The sequence below is a fragment of the Burkholderia sp. B21-005 genome (assembly GCF_020843965.1).
GTDB lineage: Bacteria > Pseudomonadota > Gammaproteobacteria > Burkholderiales > Burkholderiaceae > Burkholderia > Burkholderia ambifaria.
This window is the reverse complement of the sequence record NZ_CP086302.1, coordinates 1306601-1326153: the sequence shown is the minus strand read 5'-3', so window position 1 is coordinate 1326153 and position 19553 is coordinate 1306601. Positions and strand designations below refer to the sequence as shown.

General features: G+C 67.4%; 16 protein-coding genes. 8 read left to right on the top strand and 8 right to left on the bottom strand.

What is annotated here, in order from left to right:
* Positions 1-15: 15 nt before the first annotated feature.
* Positions 16-1668, bottom strand: coding sequence for an acyl-CoA synthetase (locus LMA02_RS22220; protein WP_228909833.1), 1653 nt, complete (start codon positions 1666-1668; stop codon positions 16-18).
* A gap of 216 nt (positions 1669-1884) precedes the next feature.
* Between LMA02_RS22220 and LMA02_RS22215 the strand changes: the two genes are divergently transcribed.
* From LMA02_RS22215 to LMA02_RS22185, 7 genes are all read left to right on the top strand, one after another.
* Complete coding sequence (locus LMA02_RS22215) at positions 1885-2673, top strand: Crp/Fnr family transcriptional regulator (protein ID WP_228909832.1); 789 nt, start codon at positions 1885-1887, stop codon at positions 2671-2673.
* Positions 2674-2900: 227 nt separating this feature from the next.
* Entirely contained in the window at positions 2901-6149 is a 3249-nt protein-coding gene (locus LMA02_RS22210) for an efflux RND transporter permease subunit (RefSeq protein WP_228909831.1), read from the top strand.
* Positions 6150-6188: 39 nt separating this feature from the next.
* The gene (locus LMA02_RS22205) at positions 6189-7421 is read left to right on the top strand and encodes an efflux RND transporter periplasmic adaptor subunit (protein WP_228909830.1); all 1233 of its coding nucleotides are present in this window, start codon (positions 6189-6191) and stop codon (positions 7419-7421) included.
* A 5-nt stretch (positions 7422-7426) separates the two neighbouring features.
* A complete protein-coding gene (locus LMA02_RS22200; RefSeq protein WP_228910079.1) occupies positions 7427-8929 on the top strand; it encodes an efflux transporter outer membrane subunit in 1503 nt (500 codons plus the stop codon).
* A 23-nt stretch (positions 8930-8952) separates the two neighbouring features.
* Positions 8953-9648, top strand: coding sequence for a heavy metal response regulator transcription factor (locus LMA02_RS22195; protein WP_006755759.1), 696 nt, complete (start codon positions 8953-8955; stop codon positions 9646-9648).
* A complete protein-coding gene (locus tag LMA02_RS22190; protein WP_228909829.1) occupies positions 9645-11093 on the top strand; it encodes a heavy metal sensor histidine kinase in 1449 nt (482 codons plus the stop codon). The genes LMA02_RS22195 and LMA02_RS22190 overlap by 4 nt, the downstream gene beginning before the upstream one ends.
* 95 nt (positions 11094-11188) lie before the next feature.
* Positions 11189-11794, top strand: coding sequence for a LysE family translocator (locus tag LMA02_RS22185; protein WP_228909828.1), 606 nt, complete (start codon positions 11189-11191; stop codon positions 11792-11794).
* Between the two features lie 91 nt (positions 11795-11885).
* Here the strand turns inward: LMA02_RS22185 and LMA02_RS22180 are convergent, their stop codons facing one another.
* Positions 11886-12734, bottom strand: coding sequence for an AraC family transcriptional regulator (locus tag LMA02_RS22180; RefSeq protein ID WP_228909827.1), 849 nt, complete (start codon positions 12732-12734; stop codon positions 11886-11888).
* Positions 12735-12905: 171 nt separating this feature from the next.
* Between LMA02_RS22180 and LMA02_RS22175 the strand changes: the two genes are divergently transcribed.
* The gene (locus tag LMA02_RS22175) at positions 12906-13700 is read left to right on the top strand and encodes an SDR family NAD(P)-dependent oxidoreductase (protein WP_228909826.1); all 795 of its coding nucleotides are present in this window, start codon (positions 12906-12908) and stop codon (positions 13698-13700) included.
* Between the two features lie 55 nt (positions 13701-13755).
* Here the strand turns inward: LMA02_RS22175 and LMA02_RS22170 are convergent, their stop codons facing one another.
* The 6 genes from LMA02_RS22170 to LMA02_RS22145 all read right to left on the bottom strand — a co-directional run bounded on the left by LMA02_RS22170 (position 13756) and on the right by LMA02_RS22145 (position 19551).
* Positions 13756-14130, bottom strand: coding sequence for a hypothetical protein (locus LMA02_RS22170; protein ID WP_228909825.1), 375 nt, complete (start codon positions 14128-14130; stop codon positions 13756-13758).
* Positions 14131-14353: 223 nt separating this feature from the next.
* Positions 14354-15424: an AI-2E family transporter gene (locus LMA02_RS22165; RefSeq protein WP_228909824.1), complete on the bottom strand. Its 1071-nt coding sequence runs from the start codon at positions 15422-15424 to the stop codon at positions 14354-14356.
* A 159-nt stretch (positions 15425-15583) separates the two neighbouring features.
* The gene (locus tag LMA02_RS22160; protein WP_228909823.1) at positions 15584-16693 is read right to left on the bottom strand and encodes an NADH:flavin oxidoreductase/NADH oxidase; all 1110 of its coding nucleotides are present in this window, start codon (positions 16691-16693) and stop codon (positions 15584-15586) included.
* A 142-nt stretch (positions 16694-16835) separates the two neighbouring features.
* A complete protein-coding gene (locus LMA02_RS22155) occupies positions 16836-17522 on the bottom strand; it encodes a type 1 glutamine amidotransferase domain-containing protein (protein WP_228909822.1) in 687 nt (228 codons plus the stop codon).
* 411 nt (positions 17523-17933) lie between these two features.
* Positions 17934-18221 carry a PAAR domain-containing protein gene (locus tag LMA02_RS22150; RefSeq protein ID WP_228909821.1) on the bottom strand — a complete coding sequence of 96 codons (288 nt, stop codon included), beginning with the start codon at positions 18219-18221 and terminating at the stop codon, positions 17934-17936.
* Positions 18222-18243: 22 nt separating this feature from the next.
* A complete protein-coding gene (locus LMA02_RS22145) occupies positions 18244-19551 on the bottom strand; it encodes a sel1 repeat family protein (protein ID WP_228909820.1) in 1308 nt (435 codons plus the stop codon).
* Positions 19552-19553 lie beyond the last annotated feature (2 nt).

Genomic DNA, 19553 nt, shown 5'->3' with positions numbered 1-19553 from the left:
CCGCCCGTGCCCCGACTACTTCTTGTCCCCCGCCAGATCGATCGCCTTGTCCGATCCGACTGCGTTGCGCAGCTGGAATTTCTGGATCTTGCCGGTCGACGTCTTCGGCAGTTCGCCGAAGCGCACGGCCTTCGGCACCTTGAACCCCGCGAGCAGCTGCTTGCAGTGCGCGATGATCTCCTCCTCGGTCGCGCTCGCGCCGTCGCGCAGCTCGACGAACGCGCACGGCACCTCGCCCCACTTCGGGTCGGGCATCGCAACCACCGCCGCGACCGCGACGGCCGGATGCCGGTACAGCGCATCCTCGACCTCGATGCTCGAGATGTTCTCGCCGCCGGAAATGATGATGTCCTTGCGGCGATCCTTGATGCGGATATAGCCGTCCGGCGTCAGCACGCCGAGATCGCCCGTATGGAACCAGCCGCCGTGGAACGCCTCGTCGGTGGCCTTCGGATTCTTCAGGTAGCCCTTCATGCAGATGTTGCCGCGGAACATGATCTCGCCGAGCGTCTCGCCGTCGGCCGGCACCGGCGCCATCGTGTCCGGGTCGAGCACCGTCGCGCCCGCTTCCAGGTGATAGCGCACGCCCTGCCGCGCGTTCAGGCGCGCGCGTTCGTCGTCAGGCAGTGCGTCCCAGTGCGCCTGCTTCGCGCACACGGTCGCCGGGCCGTAGACCTCGGTCAGCCCGTACACGTGCAACAGGTCGAAGCCGATCTCCTTCATCTTCGCGATCACGGCCGGCGCGGGCGCCGCGCCGGCGACCATCGCGTGCACCGTGTGATCGATGCCCGCGCGGAACTCGGCCGGCGCGTTCGCGATCGCGCTCTGCACGATCGGCGCACCGCAGTAATGCGTGATGCGTTCGCTGCGGATCAGGTCGAACACCCTCTTCGCGTCGAACTTGCGCAGGCAGACGTTGACGCCCGCACGCGCCGCGACGGCCCACGGAAAGCACCAGCCGTTGCAGTGGAACATCGGCAGCGTCCACAGATACACCGCGTGCTTCGGCATGTCCCATTCGAGGATGTTGCTGATCGCCGCGAGATACGCGCCGCGATGGTGATAGACGACGCCCTTCGGGTCGCCCGTCGTGCCGGACGTGTAGTTCAGCGCGATCGCATCCCATTCGTCGGCGGGCGGCGTCCACGCGTAGTCGGGGTCGCCGCCCGCGACGAACGCTTCGTAGTCGGTCGCGCCCGCGAAGCGCGCGGGGTCGGCCGGCATCGCATCGGCGACGCTGACGATCTTCAGGCCCGGCACTTCGCGCGCCGCCCGGTGCGCGAGATCCGCGTATTCGGTGTCGACGATCAGCACCTTCGCTTCGCCGTGACGCAGCATGAACAGCACCGACGAGATGTCGAGCCGCGTGTTGATCGTATTGAGCACGGCGCCGGCCATCGGCACGCCGAAGTGCGCCTCCACCATCGCCGGGATGTTCGGCAGCACCGCCGCGACCGTGTCGCCGCGCGCGACGCCGGCCTGTGCAAGCGCGCTTGCGAGCTGCTTGGCCCGCGTATGGGTCTCGCCCCACGTGCGCCGCACGTCGCCGTGCACGATCGCGAGGCGCTCGCCGTAGACTTCGGCCGCGCGGACCAGAAAATCGATCGGCGTGAGCGGCACGTAGTTGGCGTCGCGGCGGCCGAGTCCGGCCTCGAACATCTGCGTCATGATCCTGTCTCCCGTTTTCCGTCGATCGGCGCATGCGTCGACGCCGCGGCGCACGCTTCGATCTCGTATCCAGCCGGAGTGCATGCACCCCGATTCGTTTTGATGTGGTTCAATTGCCGACAGCCTAACGGGCGCTATTGTGAGCCGTCTGTCATCGAAACGACAGAGTGCGCCTCGAGCGCTGCGCGTTATCCCTATCCTCGCAAACCCGCATCCATGCACGACCCTCTCGTTGCGCCGCCCGACGCGACCGCTATCTCGGCCCACCCGTCGGCCAATCCGCCGGCCGACACGCCGCTCGAACCCGGCCCATTGCCCGCGCTTCCCGCGCTGTCCGCGCTGTTCGGCCAGTGCGCGTGGTTCCGCGCCTTGGCGCCGGAACACCAGGCGCTCGTGCTCGCGCAGTCGCGCGCCGAGCAGCGCGAGGCCGGCGACGTGATCGCGCAGCGGCTCGCGCCGTCCGAGTACTGGATCGGCGTGCATCGCGGGTTGCTGAAGCTCGCGATCTTCAACGCGTCGGGCCGTGGCTGCACGTTTTCGGGCGTGCCGTCGGGCGGCTGGTTCGGCGAAGGCAGCGTGATCAAGCGCGAGCTGCGCAAGTACGAAGTCGTCGCGGTCCAGCGCTCGACCGTGCTGTTCGTGCCGGTCGACACGTTCCATGCGCTGCTCGACACGAGCCTGCCGTTCACGCGCTTCGTGATCCATCAGCTCAACAACCGGATGGGCGAATTCATCGCGTCGATCCAGAATAGCCGGCTGCTCGACGTCGACGCGCGCGTCGCACAAGCGCTCGCGCAGCTGTTCAACCGCGACCTGTACCCGGACACCGGCCCGTCGCTCGCGATCTCGCAGGAGGAACTGGGGATGCTCGTCGGCGTGTCGCGGCAGCGGATCAACCAGGCGCTGCAGCAACTCGAGAAGCGCGGCGTGCTGCGGCTCGCGTACAACCAGATCGAGGTCGTCGATCTGGCCGCACTCGCGCGGGTCGGGATGGAACAGATCTGAGCGAGCCCGATGAACGGAATCGTCGCCGCTGCGGCATGCGCATCCGGTTCGGCAGCCGTTTCCGGGCACTGGCGTCCACGCGCATTTCATCCGATGAATCGGCTCGTCAGCGCCGCGCCGCAACCTGACACCTTCGCCAGTTTCGCGTCAGTAACCCGTTCAGCCCCGACGCCTATCATTCGGATTCCCTCCACCGACGCCTGATCACCGCCTGTCCCGCCGCCTCCATGTGGATCGTCAATCTCGCGCTCAGGCGCCCCTACACGTTCATCGTGATGGCCGTCATGATCGTGCTGGCCACCCCGCTTGCGCTGATGCGCACGCCTGTCGACGTGTTGCCGGCGGTCAACATCCCCGTCATCAGCGTGATCTGGAATTACAACGGCTTCTCGGCGTCGGAGATGACCAATCGCATCACGGCCGTGCATGAGCGGATCCTGACGACGACCGTCAACAACATCGAGCACATCGAGTCGACGTCGCTGCCCGGCATCGCGGTCGTGAAGGTGTTCCTGCAACCCGGCGCGAACGTGCAGACGGCCATCGCGCAGACAGTCTCGTCCGCGCAGGCGATCGTCCGCCAGATGCCGCAGGGCGCGACGCCGCCGCTCGTGATCACGTATTCCGCATCGAGCATCCCGGTGATCCAGCTCGGGCTGTCGAGCAAGACGCTCAGCGAGCAGTCGCTCGCCGACATCGCGCTCAACTTCCTGCGCCCGCAACTGATCACGGTGCGCGGCGCGCAGATTCCGTTCCCGTACGGCGGCCGCACACGCGTGGTCGCCATCGACCTCGATCCGCAGGCGCTGCTCGCGAAGGGCCTCACGCCGGCCGACATCGTCAACGCGGTCAACACGCAGAACCTCGTGCTGCCGACCGGCACCGCGAAGATGGGCCAGAGCGAATACCGGATCGACACGAACGCGTCGGCCGACACGATCGCCGACATCAACGACCTGCCGATCCAGACCGTCAACGGCGCGACGACCTACCTGCGCGAAGTCGCATCGGTGCGCGACGGCTTCGCGCCGCAGACCAACGTCGTGCGCCAGAACGGCCAGCGCGGCGTGCTGATGTCGATCCTGAAGACGGGCGATGCGTCGACGCTGAAGGTCGTGTCGGATCTGAAGGCACTGCTGCCGAAGGTGATCCCGACGCTGCCCGAAGGGCTCACGATCACGCCGCTGTTCGACCAGTCGGTGTTCGTCAACGCCGCGGTGCAGGGCGTGATCCACGAAGCACTGATCGCCGCCGTGCTGACCGCGATGATGATCCTGCTGTTCCTCGGCAACTGGCGCAGCACGCTGATCATCGCGATCTCGATCCCGCTGTCGATCTTCACGTCGCTGATCGCGCTGTCGGCGCTCGGCGAGACCATCAACATCATGACGCTCGGCGGCCTCGCGCTCGCGGTGGGGATCCTGGTCGACGACGCGACCGTCACGATCGAGAACATCGAGCGGCACTTGCATCTCGGTACGCGCCGGGCCGCCCCAAGCGTGCCGAGCGGCCCCCTCGGGGGGCAGCGACCGCAGGAAGCGTGGGGGTCGTCGTTCAGTACCAGCCTGCACGACGCGATTCTCGAAGGCGCGGGCGAGATCGCCGTGCCGGCGTTCGTGTCGACGCTGTGCATCTGCATCGTGTTCGTGCCGATGTTCTTCCTGACGGGCGTCGCGCGCTTCCTGTTCGTGCCGCTCGCCGAGGCGGTGGTGTTCGCGATGCTCGCGTCCTACGTGCTGTCGCGCACGCTCGTGCCGACGCTCGCGATGCTGCTGTTCCGCCCGCAGCAGGCCGGCACCGGCCCCGATCAATCGACGTCGCGCTTCGCGCGCATCCATCACGCGTTCAACGGTGCGTTCGAGCGGCTGCGCGCGTGGTACATCGTGCTGCTCAGCATGCTGCTGGTGCGCCGCCGCTTCTACGCGATGTGCTTCCTCGGTTTCTGCGTGCTGTCGACCGGCCTCGTGTTCGTGCTCGGCCGCGACTTCTTTCCGAACGCCGATTCCGGCAACATCCGGCTGCACCTGCGCGCGCCGACCGGCTACCGGATCGAGGAAACCGCACGCCTCACCGACCAGGTCGAGCGCGTGATCCGCGAAGCCGTGCCGCCCGACGAGCTGGGCGCGATCGTCGACAATCTCGGGCTGCCGGTGAGCGGCATCAACCTGTCGTACAGCAACAGCGGCACGATCGGCTCGCTCGACGGCGAACTGCTGATCGCGCTGAAGCCCGGCCATCGCGCGACCGCGCACTACGTGCAGACGCTGCGCACGCTGCTGCCGCGGCGCTTCCCCGGCGTCGAATTCTTCTTCCAGCCGTCGGACATCATCACGCAGATCCTGAACTTCGGTCAGCCGGCCGCGATCGACGTGCAGGTGCTCGGCAACGATCTCGCGAGTAACATGACTATCGCGAGCAGCCTGATGAAGAAGATCAGGCACATCCCCGGCGCCGTCGACGTGCACGTGCTGCAGCGCAACGACGAACCGACCCTGGTGGCCGACATGGACCGTACGCGCATGCTGCAGCTCAGCCTCTCCGCGCAGAACGTCGCGCAAAACATGCTGATCTCGCTGTCCGGCAGTTCCCAGACGACGCCGTCGTTCTGGATCAATCCGCGAACGGGCGTCCAGTACCCGCTGCAGATCCAGACCCCGCAATACAACATCTCGTCGATCGACGACCTGCTCGGCACGCCGATTTCCGCGAGCGGTCGCACCGGCATGCCGCCGCAATTGCTCGGCAACCTCGTGCGGATCCGTCCCGTCGCGAGTCCGGCCGTGGTCACGCACTACAACATCCGCCCGGCGATCGACCTGTACGTGAGCGTCGAGGGCCGCGATCTCGGCTCGGTCGCGGGCGAGATCGACCGGATCGTGTCCGACGCGCGCGCGACGCTGCCACGCGGCACCGAGCTGTCGGTGCGCGGCCAGGTCGAGACGATGCGCACGTCGTATCTCGGCCTCGGCGCCGGCGTTGCGATGGCGATCGTGCTCGTCTACCTGCTGATCGTCGTGAATTTCCAGTCGTGGCTCGACCCGCTGATCATCATCAGCGCGATGCCGGCCGCGCTTGCCGGCATCGCGTGGATGCTGTTCATCACCGGCACGCACCTGAGCGTGCCGGCGCTGACCGGCGCGATCATGACGGTGGGCGTCGCGACCGCGAACAGCATCCTGGTCGTGTCGTTCGCGCGCCAGCGTCTCGCGGCCGGTGCGCCGCCGCTCACGGCCGCGCTGGAGGCCGGCGCGACGCGGATCCGCCCGGTGCTGATGACGGCGCTCGCGATGATCATCGGGATGGTGCCGATGGCGCTCGGGCTCGGCGAAGGCGCCGAGCAGAACGCGCCGCTCGGCCGCGCGGTGATCGGCGGGCTGCTGTTCGCCACCGTTTCGACGCTGCTGTTCGTGCCGCTCGTGTTCGGCGGCGTGCATGCGCGGCTGGCCCGCCGGCGCGCGCGCCAGGCCGGACACTGACTTTCGCCCACCCTCTACCCGGTTGGATTGGTTGAATTCATGGAAGAGAAACATCACAGCTCCGTCGGCATCCAGGTGGACGAACACGGCATGCACCTGCCGACGCGCACGTCGGTGTCGCGGCGCGCGCGGGTCGTGCTGATCGTGATCGGCGTGCTGCTGGCCGCGGGCGCCGCGCGCACGATCGTCGTCAACGTGTTGAACCGCGGCCGGCTCGACGCGGTGGCCGAGCAGAACACGCGCCAGTACGTGAGCATCGTGCATCCGGTCGATGCGGCCAGCGGCGGCAAGCTGACGCTGCCGGGCACGCTGCGCGGCTTCGCCGAGGCGCCGATCTATGCGCGTGCGAGCGGCTACGTGCTGCGCTGGCAGGCCGACATCGGCGCGCACGTGAAGCAGGGCCAGCTGCTCGCCGAGCTCGACACGCCCGAGCTGAACCAGGAGCTCGCGCAGGCCACCGCGCAGCGCCAGCAGGCGCAGGCCGCGCTCGCGCTCGCGAAGACGTCGTTCGATCGCGCGCAGCAGCTGCGTCAGCGCGATGCGGTGTCGCAGCAGGAACTCGACGACCGCCAGGGCGCGTTCAACCAGGGCACCGCGAACCTCGCGGCGGCCGATGCGAACATGCGCCGGCTCACCGAACTGAAGGGCTTCCAGCGCATCGTCGCGCCGATCGACGGTGTCGTCACGCAGCGCAACGTCGACGTCGGCGATCTCGTCAATTCCGGCAACGCGGGCCGCTCGCTGTTCACGGTCGTGCAGGCCGACCGGCTGCGCCTGTACGTGCAGGTGCCGCAGGCCTACGCGCAGCAGGTAAAGGTCGGCCAGCACGTGGGCGTCGCGCAGGCCGAACTGCCCGGCAAGACCTTCGACGGCACGGTCACGCGCACGTCCCAGGCGATCGATGTCGCGACGCGTTCGCTGCAGATCGAGATCACGCTGCCGAACCCGGACGGCCGGCTGCTGCCCGGCGCGTACGTGCAGGCGACGCTGCCGATGACGCCGGTCGGCCGCCTGCAGATTCCGGCCAATACGCTGCTGTTCCGTGCCGAAGGGCCGACGGTCGCGACCGTCGACGCGAACGGCCAGGTGCGCCTGAAGGCGGTGACGGTCGTGCGCACGATCGGGCAGACGCTCGAAGTCGACGGCCCGCTCACGCCGAACGACCGCCTCGTCGCGAACCCGAGCGACGCGCTCGCGAACGGCGACCCCGTAGTCGTGCAGGCGCCGCCGGTCGCGAAGCCGGCCTCCGCGGCCGCGGGAGCGAAGTCGTGAGCGCGATGCGCGCCCGCCTGCGCCCGACGGCCGCTGTGACCGCCGTGACCGCTGTCGCGCTCGCGGCGCTCGCCGGTTGCACGGTCGGCCCCGACTACCGACGCCCTGCCGTCGAGACGCCGGCCGCGTGGCGGCTCGACCCGGCCGACGCGTACTGGCACCCGGCCGCGCCAGCCCGGGCGCCGCTCGATCCGGCGTGGTGGACCGCGTTCGGCGACGCGCAGCTCGACGCGCTGGAAGCCGACGCGCTGCGCAACAACCAGAGCCTGAAGGCCGTCGCCGCGCGCTACGACCAGGCGAAGGCGACGCTCGCGTCGGTCGCGTCCGCGCAGTATCCGGCCGTCGGGCTGAACGCGAGCGGCCAGCGCTTCAAGATCTCCGCCGATCGGCCGCAGACCAATTACGCGACCAAAAGCATGTCGACGGTGCAGAACGAGATCCAGGTCGGCGCGAGCGTCAGCTATGAACTCGACCTGTTCGGCCGCGTGCGGCGCAGCGTCGAATCCGCGCAGGCCGGCTCCGAGCAGGCGCGCGACGATTTCGCGAACGCGCGCCTCGTGCTGAGCGCCGATCTCGCGTCGAGCTACTTCGCACTGCGCGAGCTCGACACCGAGATCGACGTCGTCAAGCGTTCGATCGACCTGCAGCAGAAGGCGCTCGACTACGTGAGCGCGCGCCACGAGCTCGGCGCGGTGTCCGGGCTCGACCTGCTGCAGCAACGCTCGCAGCTCGATGCGACGCGCACGCAGGCGCAGTTGCTGATCCAGCAGCGCGCGCAGGTCGAGACGGCGATCGCCACGCTGGTCGGCACGCCGGCCCCGGCGTTCTCGCTGCCGCCGCGCGTGGTGCCGATCAACGCGCCCGCGCTGCCGACCGGGATGCCGAGCGACCTGCTGCAGCGGCGGCCCGACGTCGCGTCGGCCGAGCGCGCGATGGCCGCCGCGAACGCGCAGATCGGCGTCGCGCGCGCCGCGTACTTCCCGCGCATCGCGCTGTCGCCGGACATCGGCTGGGACGCGACGCGCTTCTCCGGCCTGTTTACCGTGCCGGCGCTGCTGTGGTCGCTCGGCGCATCGGTCAGCCAGCCGCTGTTCCAAGGCGGCAAGCTGAAGGCCGGCGTCGATTTCGCGCAGGCCGGCTACGTGGCCGCGCAGGCCAGTTACCGGCAGACCGTGCTTACCGCGTTCCAGGAGGTGCAGAATGCGGTGACGGGCCTGTCGGTGCTGGCGCAGGCCGCGCAGCAGGCGTCGGCGGCCGTCGACGACGCGCGCAAGCTCGTGTCGCTCGCGCAGGACCGCTATACGGGCGGCCTGACGCCGTTCATCGACGTGCTGACGGCCCAGCAGCAGCTACTGACGAGCGAGCGCCAGGCCGTGCAGATCCAGGGCCAGCGCGCGGCACTCGTCGTGTTTCTCGCGAAGGCGCTCGGCGGCGGCTGGGACGCCGGCGCGACGCCCACCGATGTCGCGACAGCCAGCCCGCAGCCCGCCGCGGGCGTCGGCCCCTAACCTCCGGATAGGCGAATGAATCCATGAAAGTCCTGATCGTCGAAGACGAACCGAAAGTCGTCGAATACCTGAAGAGCGGCCTGACCGAGGAAGGCTGGGTCGTCGACACCGCGCTCGACGGCGAGGACGGCGCGTGGAAGGCCATCGAATTCGACTACGACGTGGTCGTGCTCGACGTGATGCTGCCGAAACTCGACGGCTTCGGCGTGCTGCGTGCGTTGCGCGCGCAGAAGCAGACGCCCGTGATCATGCTGACCGCGCGCGACCGCGTCGACGACCGCGTGCGCGGGCTGCGCGGCGGCGCCGACGACTACCTGACCAAGCCCTTCTCGTTCCTCGAGTTGATCGAGCGGCTGCGTGCGCTCACGCGCCGCGCGCGCGTGCAGGAATCGACGCTGATCTCGATCGGCGACCTGCGCGTCGACCTGATCGGCCGCCGTGCGACCCGCGACGGCACGCGCCTCGACCTCACCGCGCAGGAATTCCAGTTGCTCGGCGTGCTCGCGCGGCGCAGCGGCGAGGTGCTGTCGAAAACGACGATCGCCGAGCTCGTATGGGACGTGAACTTCGACAGCAACGCGAACGTCGTCGAGACGGCGATCAAGCGCCTGCGCGCGAAGCTCGACGGCCCGTTCGCGGAGAAACTGCTGCACACGATCCGCGGCATGGGCTACGTGCTCGAGGCGCGCGAGGAAGGCGACGCGGAGCGGCACGCATGAAACGCTCGATCACCCTGCGGTTGTCGGCGATGTTCGGCATTGTGTCGCTGCTCGTGTTCACGCTGGTCGGCTGCGGGCTGTTCGTGATGATGGAGCGCCAGCTGTTCGCCGAACTGCGCGCGACGATCGATACGCGCGCGAAGGTCGCGCAGATGATCGTGTCGCACGCGACCACGGCCGCGCGCGGCCGCCTGATGCAGGAAAAGCTCGCCGATCTCGAACCGCCCGACGGATCGACGCGCTACCAGATCGAGAGCCCCGACGCCGATTTTCGCTTCGGCCATCCGGTCAACGGCGTGCCCGTCGGCGAGCCGTTCGGTGCGTTCCAGCAGTACGCGCTCAACGACAGCAGCTACGACGTGATGACGAAGACCGTCGCGCTCGCCGGCAGCGGCGAGCGGCCGGACCTGAAGCTGATCGTCGCGACGTCGTGCGAGCGCACGCAGCGAATGCTGCGCCGGTTTGCGTGGACGCTCGCCGCGCTGATCGCGACGGCCACCGTCATCACGCTGCTGCTGAGCCGCGCGGTCGCGCGCTTCGGGCTCGCACCGCTCGAACGGCTATCGCAGGACGCCGCGGCCATCAGTGCCACCAATCGCCGCCAGCGGCTGCACACCGACGCACTGCCGACCGAGCTGCGCGATCTCGCCGCGTCGTTCAACGGCGCGCTCGAACGCATCCAGCAAACCTATGCGCGGCTCGAGGCGTTCAATGCGGACGTCGCGCACGAGCTGCGCACGCCGATCAGTATCCTGATCGGCCAGACCCAGGTCGCGCTGACGAGCCGCGACCGTTCGGTCGACCGGATGCGCCAGACGCTGCAGTCGAACCTCGAAGAGTTCGAACGGTTGCGCGTGATCATCAACGACATGCTGTTCCTGTCGCGCAGCGATCGCGGCGAACGCGCGACCGACCTGAAGCACGTGTCGCTCGCCGACGAAGTGCGGCGCATGCTCGACTTTCTGGAAATTCCGCTCGATGAAGCGCAATTGCGCGCCGAACTGCACGGCGATGCGCGCGCGGCGGTCGACCCTTCGCTGTTCCGCCGCGCGATGACGAACCTGCTGATCAACGCGATCCAGCATTCGGCGCCCGGCGCGACGCTGAACGTGACGATCACGCGCCGCGACACGCTCGTCGACGTATCGGTCGCGAACCCCGGCGAGCCGATCGATCCCGCTCAGCGCTCGCACGTGTTCGAGCGCTTCTACCGGCTCGAGGAAGCGCGCGCGAACAGCAAGGAGAACCACGGGCTCGGGCTGTCGATCGTCAAGGCGGTCGCGGAGATGCACGGCGGCAGCGTGTTCGTCGCGTGTTCGGACGGCATCAATACGTTCGGCTTCTCGGTGTCGACGCAACCGTGCAGCGGCGACCCGCTGCCCGCGCCCGATGCCGGCGACCCGCACGCGCTGCGGCCGGCGCCCGCCCCTCGCGCCTTGCATTGACGGCGGCTGCGCCGCCGAGGGCAGTTTTCTTCAATACGGACCCGCATGGCTTCGTTAGTCTCGATGCGACTTTGACATTCGCATGGAGGCAACTGATGAGCATGCTGGTTTCGATGGCCGCGTTCGCGCTGGCGTCGTCGATCACACCCGGTCCCGTCAATATCGTCGCGCTCAGCGCGGGCGCGCGCCACGGTCTCGGCGCAAGCCTGCGCTATGCGGCCGGCGCGACGCTGGGCTTCGTCGCGCTGTTCCTGCTGATCGGCCTCGGGCTGCACGCGGCGCTCGCGCGCTGGCCGATGCTGACCACCGCCACCCAGTGGGCGGGGATCGCGTTCCTGCTTTACCTCGCGCTGCGGCTCGCGCTCGACGACGGCCGGTTATCGGCCGACCCGGCCGACCCGGACGCACCGAACGTCGCCGGCCCGTCGGCCGCGGCCGGTGCGGCGATGCAGTGGCTCAATCCGAAGGCGTGGCTCGCGTGCGTGGCCGCGATGGGCGCGTATGCGGCCGACGGCGACCGCGCGCAGGTCTGGCAATTCGCGGCGCTGTATCTGGTGATCTGCTTTGGGTCGATCGCGTGCTGGGCGTATGCGGGCGCGTCGCTACGGCATCGGCTCGCGAATGCGCGGCGGATGCGGCTGTTCAACCGCGCGATGGCACTGCTGCTCGCGGGCAGCGCGCTTTATCTGCTCGATATCTAGCGCGGGCGCTTCGACGTGTTTTTTGCGGCGGATGGGGTGCGGATGACCGATGTTGCAGGCCGTCGCCGGCAGCGGGCCGCCCTTCCCGCGCTCAGCTCGCGGCGCTTCGATATTGCCCTGGCGTGGCGGCCGCGATGCGCCGGAACGCGCGCTGGAAGTGCGCCTGGTCCGCGAAGCCCGCATCGAGCGCGACGTCGGCGATCGGCCGGCCGCGGCGCAACTCCGCGCGGCCGTACTGCACGCGGCGGTCGATCAGGAACGCATGCGGCGTCATGCCGTAACGCGCGTTGAACGCGCGGATCAGGTAGGACGGCGACAGGTCGGCGGCCGCGCAGATCGCATCGAGCGTGACGGCCTGACGGCAATGCGCGGCGATGTAGTCGGCCGCCCGCGCGAGCTTCGCATTGTCGGCCCCGCGCCGCGCGTCGTCGGGCAGCTCGCGATCGAGCGCGCCGTGCAGCCCGGTGAAGAATTCGACCGCCGCGCTTTCCTTGCCGAGCGGATCGACGCCGGGCGCCACGAGCGTGCGATAAAAGCGGCCGAACTGCGCGAACAGGTCGCGCCGTTCGGTCAATTTCGGCGAAAACCCGTGAAAATCGCCGTTCGGATCGCGCCCGAGCGAATGCTGCAGACGCGCGAGCCACGGCACGTCCACGTAGACCATCCGGTACGCCCATGCATCGGGACCGTACGGATTGCACGCATGCACCTGCTCCGGATCGATGATCACGAGCACGCCGCGCCCGACGTGTTCCTTCGTCGCGCCGTTCAGATAGGTGCTCGTGCCGCCAACGATCGCGCCGAGCGAAAACGTGTCGTGCGTGTGCTTCGCGTAGCAGATCGTCCGCCCGTCGTCGACGGTGCGCGCTTCAATGAACGGCAGCGCGGCGTCGCGCCAGAACGGCGACGGCACGGCGAGGGTGTTGGCGGAACGGCTCACGCGACGGGCTCCCGGATCGGACGGCGAACGCACACCGTACAAGACTGCGCGGCGCGATGCAACCGCGCCCTGACGCATCGCGGCCGGATCGCCTAAGCTTTGAGTTCCGACCGCCGCGGCGGACGCGGCGGGTTCCGTTCCCTCTTCCAACCACTTCCAACCGGTACGCTCATGCACATCGATCTGACAGGCAAGACCGCGGTCGTCACCGCTTCCACAGCCGGCATCGGGCTGGCGATCGCCGAAGGGCTCGCGCACGCGGGCGCACGTGTCGTCGTCAACGGACGCAGCGACGGGTCGGTCGAGTCCGCGCTCGCGCTGTTGCGCAGCGCGGTGCCCGACGCGGACATCGACGGCGTCGCCGCCGACCTGTCCGACGCGGCCGGCGTCGCGCGCATCACGCAGCACACGCCGGAGGCCGACATCCTCGTCAACAACGCGGGCATCTACGGGCTCAAGGGTTTCTTCGACATCGACGACGACGAATGGACCCACTACTTCCAGATGAACGTGATGTCCGGCGTGCGTCTCGCACGGCACTATCTGAAGGGCATGCTCGAGCGCAACGCGGGCCGCATCGTGTTCATTTCGTCGGAATCGGGCCTGAACATCCCGGTCGACATGATTCACTACGGGTTCACGAAGACCGCGCAGCTGGCGATCGCGCGCGGCCTCGCGAAGGTCGCGGCCGGTACCAGCGTGACCGTCAATTCGGTGTTGCCGGGGCCGACGATGTCGGAAGGCGTGCGCGCCATGCTGAAAGCGACGGCCGACGAAACGGGCCGCAGCATCGACGAAGTCGCGGTGGATTTCGTGCGCAGCCAGCGCGCGAGCTCGATCATTCAGCGGCCGGCGACGACGGCGGAAGTCGCGAACCTCGTCGTGTACGTATGCTCGCCGCAGGCGTCGGCGACGACGGGCGCGGCGTTGCGCGTCGATGGCGGCGTGGTCGACACGATTGCTTGATGGCCGCCGCTAGCCTGATGACGGTCGCGGCGCGCACAGCAGGCGCCCCGCCGCGCTATCTGGAAACGGTCTTGCCCGGCTGGAGCGTGCCCTTGCGGTCGGCGTCCATGCAGGTATCGAAGCCGTATTGCGTGACGACACCGGCCTTGTCGAACACGACGAAGTAAGGCCGGTGATCGTTGCCGTGCTCGATGAAGTAGTTGTAGCAGACGCCGCTGCCGTTGCGGACCATCCACACGCTGCGCGGGTTGCCGCCCGCGCGGACGACGTCGGCGCGCGTCGCGCCGTGTCGCGACGCGGCCCTCGCCAGCGGCGTGCGCGAATACGAGAACGGCAGCCACGGGTCGAACCACGCGCAGCCGTGCAGCATCAGGCAACTGGCGGCCAGCGACAGCGTCGCGGCGGGACGGTACATCGGAATCAATCGCATGCTTGGAGAAATCTGCTGCGCCATGCCGGCGTGATCGAAAGCCCCATGCTACTCGACCTTTGGGTCCGGATCGAAAAGAAATGTAGAGACCTGTGTCCGGCGCCCCGCTCGACGCCGGCCGGCCCGCGCCCGATCGTTGCGAACGGTTGCGGCACCGCGCCGCCTCGCACGCGCGGCGATGCCGTTGCGCCCATGGTGCGAATCGGCGCAACGATCGGCATCGTCATGCGACCCATTCGGCCCACAGCATCGTCAGCACCGTCATCAGCGCGGGGCCGACGAACAGCCCGATCAGCCCGAACGTCTCGGCGCCGCCGAGGATGCCGAACAGCACGAGCAGGAACGGCAAGCGGGTCGAGCTGCCGATCAACACCGGCCGCACGAAATGCTCGGCGACGAACACGACCACGAAGCCGACCACCAGCACCACGACGGCCCACACGGTCGCACCCTGCACGAACAGCCAGAGCGCCGCGCCGCAGAACACGATCGGCGCGCAGAACGGCAGCATCGCGGCGACGGCCGTGACCAGACCGAGCAGCGCCGCGTGCGGCACGCCCGCCAGCGCATAGGCGACGCCGAGAATCGCGCCCTCGCCGAGCCCGACGACGACGAGCCCCGTCACCGTCCCGTACACCGCCGCGACCATCCGCTCGATCAGTTCGCCGCCGCCGGGGCCGAACGCGCGCCGCGCGCCGTGCAGCAATGCGCCCGACAATTTGTGGCCGGCCCTCAGGATCACAAACAGCGTGACCAGCATGAAGCCGAACTCGAACAGCGCATGCGCGAGCTTGGTGCCGAACTGCCGCCCGAACGCGAGGAACTTCTCGCCGCTCGCGCCGTGCATCGCGGTGCCCGCATGCAGCGGATGACCGAGATTGGCCTGCCACCAGTCGGTGACCTGCGCGGCCCCGTACGGCAGCCGGCCGATGACGTCGGGCAGCGGAATGCCGTTGTCCTGGATCGACTGCAGCCACATGCGCAGGTCGTGCTCCTGCGAGATCGCCTGCCCGAGCGCAAGCGCGACCGGCAGGACCACCAGCAGCGACACGCCCACGGTGATCACGGTCGCGATCAGGGTCGGCCGGTTGCGAAACCAGCGTTCGGATTCGAGGCGTTTCAGCAACGGCCACAACGCGATCGCAATCACGCACGCCCACGCGATGGCGGGAAGGAAGTCGCGGATCACCCACAGCGCGAGCAGCAGCAGCGCCGCATACAGCACGGCGCGGGCGATCTGCTGAGCGCGCGGCCGCGCGGCAGAATCCTGGGACGGCGACACTTGTACGCGCATGGCACCTCTGTCGAAATGAAAAATGGCGGTTCGCTCAGGCCGGAAGCCTGTACGAACCGCCATTCTATCCATCGGCACCGCAACGGCATGCGGTCGCGATGTCATGCATCGTCAAATGCTTGCCGCAAACGCGGCGCCGCCGCACGCTGCAACGCGTGCTCAGGCCACCTTGTCGGCGACCCGGTAGCGTTCGAGCCAGTGCGCGTACGGCGCGGGCAGCGTCCACGACGGACGCTCGACGCCGAGCTGCTTGGCCGCGTAGTACGGCCAGTGCGGATCGGCAAGATGCGCGCGGCCGACCATCACGAGGTCGAGCTGCTGCTCGGCGACGACGCGATTGGCCAGTTGCGGCGTGTCGATGCCCCATGCGGACGACACCGGCAGGCCGGCCTCGCGGCGCACGCGTTCCGCGATCGGTGCGAGGAACGCCGGGCCCCACGGAATCTGCGCGTCGGGCGTCGAAAAGCCGACCGACACGCTCAGCATGTCGAGCCCCTCCTGCTTCATCCGCTGCGTGAGCGCGATCGATTCGGCGAGCGTCTCTTCGTCGCGGCCGTCGTATTCGATCACGCCGAGACGCGCGGTCAGCGGCAGGTGCTCCGGCCAGACCTGGCGGACCGCCTTCAGCGTGTCGACGATGAAGCGGCCGCGGTTTTCGGCAGAACCGCCGTACTCGTCATCGCGCTGGTTCGCATGCACCGAGAAGAAGCTCTGGCCGAGATAGCCGTGCGCGAAGTGCAGTTCGAGCCATTCGAAGCCGAGGTCGCGGGCACGCTTCGCCGACGCGACGAAGTCGGCCTGCACGCGGGCGATGTCGTCGTGCGTCATCGCCCGCGGCATCTTCGGCAGGTGCGCGCCGAACGGCACGGCCGACGGTGCGATGGTCTGCCAGCCGCGCGGATCGCCTTCTGCGATATGGTCGTCGCCTTCCCACGGACGGTTCGCGCTCGCCTTGCGGCCCGCGTGCGCGATCTGGATGCCCGGCACCGCACCGGCCGCCTTGATCGCCGCGACCGACGGCGCGAACGCCTCGGCCTGCGCGTCGGTCCACAGCCCGGCGCAGCCCGGCGTGATACGGCCTTCCGGCGACACGGCCGTCGCCTCGGCGATCACGAGGCCCGCGCCGCCGCGCGCGATGCTGGCCAGATGCACGTGATGCCAGTCGTTGACGACGCCGTCTTCGGCGACGTACTGGCACATCGGCGGCACCGCGATGCGGTTGCGCAGCGTGACATCCTTCAGTTTGAACGGTTCGAACAGGGCAGACATCAACACTCCTTTGCTTGGTTCTACGAAACGACTCGATGACCCGCCGTGCGGTGTGCACGGCGGAGCGATTGGAGCCATCGCGGGGCGCGGCGCGCCCGACGACGGAAGCGGCGTGGCGCCGGTCGTGCCGGCGCCGGCCGGCTTACTGGCGGCCGAGCTTGGCGAGCAGCGCCTCGGCAGCGGGTTCCGACGACGCGGGGTTCTGTCCGGTGATCAGCAGCCCGTCGGTGACGACATGCGGCGCCCAGTCGGCGCTGCGCTCGAACTGCGCGCCGTTGGTCTTCAGCATGTCCTCGACGAGGAACGGCACCACTTCGGTCAGCTCGACGGCCGCTTCCTCGCTGTTGGTGAAGCCCGTCACGCGCTTGCCGCGCACGACCGACTCGCCGGTTTTCGGGTCCTTCACGTGGCGCAGCACGCCCGGCGCATGGCACACGGCCGCGACCGGCTTGCCGGCCGACAGCGCGCGCTCGATCAGGCCGATCGAATGCAGATCCTCGGCGAGATCCCATAGCGGACCATGCCCACCCGGATAGAACACCGCGTCGTAATCGTCGACCGACACGTCGGCCACCTTGCGGGTGGCGGCGAGTTCGGCCTTCGCCGCCGGATCCGCGTCGAAGCGGCGCGTCGCGTCGGTTTGTGCGGTCGGATCGCTGCTTTTCGGGTCGAGCGGCGGCTGGCCGCCCTTCGGCGACGCGAGCGTCAGCTCGACGCCCGCATCCTTGAACGCGTAGTACGGTGCGGCCAGTTCCTCGAGCCAGAAGCCCGTTTTCTTGCCGGTGTCGCCGAGCGTGTCGTGCGAGGTCAGGACAACCAGAATCTTCATGATCGGACACTCCTTCGAAATGGGGGAACGGGGCCGCGTCACGGCCGCGGCCAGCGTGACGCACGCCGCGTGCCGGCGACGACGGCGCGCCTGCCGGTTAGTCAGCTGGCGCGCGTCAACGTGCCGGCCACCTACCGAAAATGTTGCCCGAGGCTATTAGACCAGTCGTCTAGTTTGGCCTCGAAAAAAAGACGGCATCTCCTGCACCACCAGCATCGCCGCGCGATATGGCATTTTCGCGTTCGGCCGAGTGCGGCAGGAATGACGTCGCATTCATGAGACCGGATGATAGCCTCGGATTAGACCGGTCGTCTAGTAACGTCGCGTTCGGCCCTGTCGGTGACATGGCTTTTCGACCTTTCCGCTCACTACCAGCCGGTCGCCGTCGACAACGACCGGCTGATGACGGAATCACATGTCAACCGACATGACCTGCTGCGATGCGACGAGCTTCGGCGGCGTCGGGCACTTGCAAATACACAGATCGTCGCTGAGCGCGACGCGCCTTCCATCTGGCCCTGTCATCGGAAGTCGCGGGCCGTCGCATTGAATCTTGCCAATCGACTTGCAAGCCGGACAAATCACGTCGTCGTCTTCGTGGGCGATGTGTTTATTGTCCAATACAAACGGTGTCCCCTTTGCTCGGACCGTTCCGGCCACGGTCGTGTGATCACCGTCGAGGATCAGGTATCGAGTCATGATTTCCGTGGCCTATTCAAAATCAAGCTTGGTCGAGGTAAGCGACGAGTTCCCACGCGACAGATGCAATGTGCTGCCGCGTACCCATCATGCTGTCGAGGACTGCCAGCCGTCGCGGTTCATGCACGATAATGGATGGCAACGCATCACCTTTGAGAAACCGGCGCTCCGTATCGCCGACCTGACCGGCATTCAGTTTCGCGCACCACACGCCGTCTTGCGGGCACAGCTGGCCCGTGTGCGCGACGGTTCCCAACGGCAGACGTTCAGCCATGGTCTGCGGCTGATCTTGTTGTGAAGCCTTCTCCGTTGCAGTTGCCAGAGGCAAACCGGTTGCCGGGTCGAGATTTTTCTCCTTCGCCATCTGGTCGATGACCTCGTATGCCGGCTTTTGCGGCGGCACAGCGGCGTCCTGTTCTTTCTGCCACTGGAACGTGCCATCCCACGGCGGAAGCTTTGCGGGCGGAAGAGGCACGATCTTGTCGATGTCCGGAACCTTGGGATTCCGGCCATCGTTACGATCAATGAATTCACCGATTAGCTCATAGCGCCGCGAACGTTCCGGGTCGTTTTCAAGTCCGAGATAATACAATTTATTGGATTCCGGCGGCCCTCTGAATCCTTTTTCCAGAAAGGACGCAGATTGTGAATCTCCAGCCGCGGCGCCTTTCTGAAAGGTTTTGATCGCCTCTGCGTAGATTGCGTCCTCCATCCGATCGACGCCCAATAAACTTGCCGCTTGACCAAAGCCTTGATCAGCAGCGCAGGCCAACATCTGCCGCGCAATATCGGGGGCATTGTCATTTGGCAATAGTTTGTCGCCAACATAATATTGAGCCTCCGGATTTCCGAGGTCAGCCGCCTTTCGGAAATAACGCAGCGCCGATTCGGAATCCTGTTTCAAGCCATACCCAATTTCAAGATAGTGCCCGACGGAGTAATAGCCGCTTGGAATATCCTGCTTAACAAGCAGCATAGCGAGATCGACGACCTCAGACCGTGGGTCAGGCGAGTCTGCTAGCCCTTCAGAAAGGAGCGACTGTAAATTCTGATTCGCCTTGTAGTGTCCATGTGCTGCTGCGATCCGATAATATCGAGCAATATCATTGAAATCCTTTGACCCCTCTTTTTTCTCTAGATAGCGCGCATACCGAAACAGGCCGTCGGCCTCTGGATCAAGTGGTGGCAGATGATCTGCTTGATGCACACATGTAAACGCGAGATTTACGCGCACAGCGCTCATGTCGGGAGAAGATGTCACCGGATTATCCTTTTTGGTACAAGCACACAATCCCAGCACAGCAACAATGATTAACAGGTTTCTCTTCATAT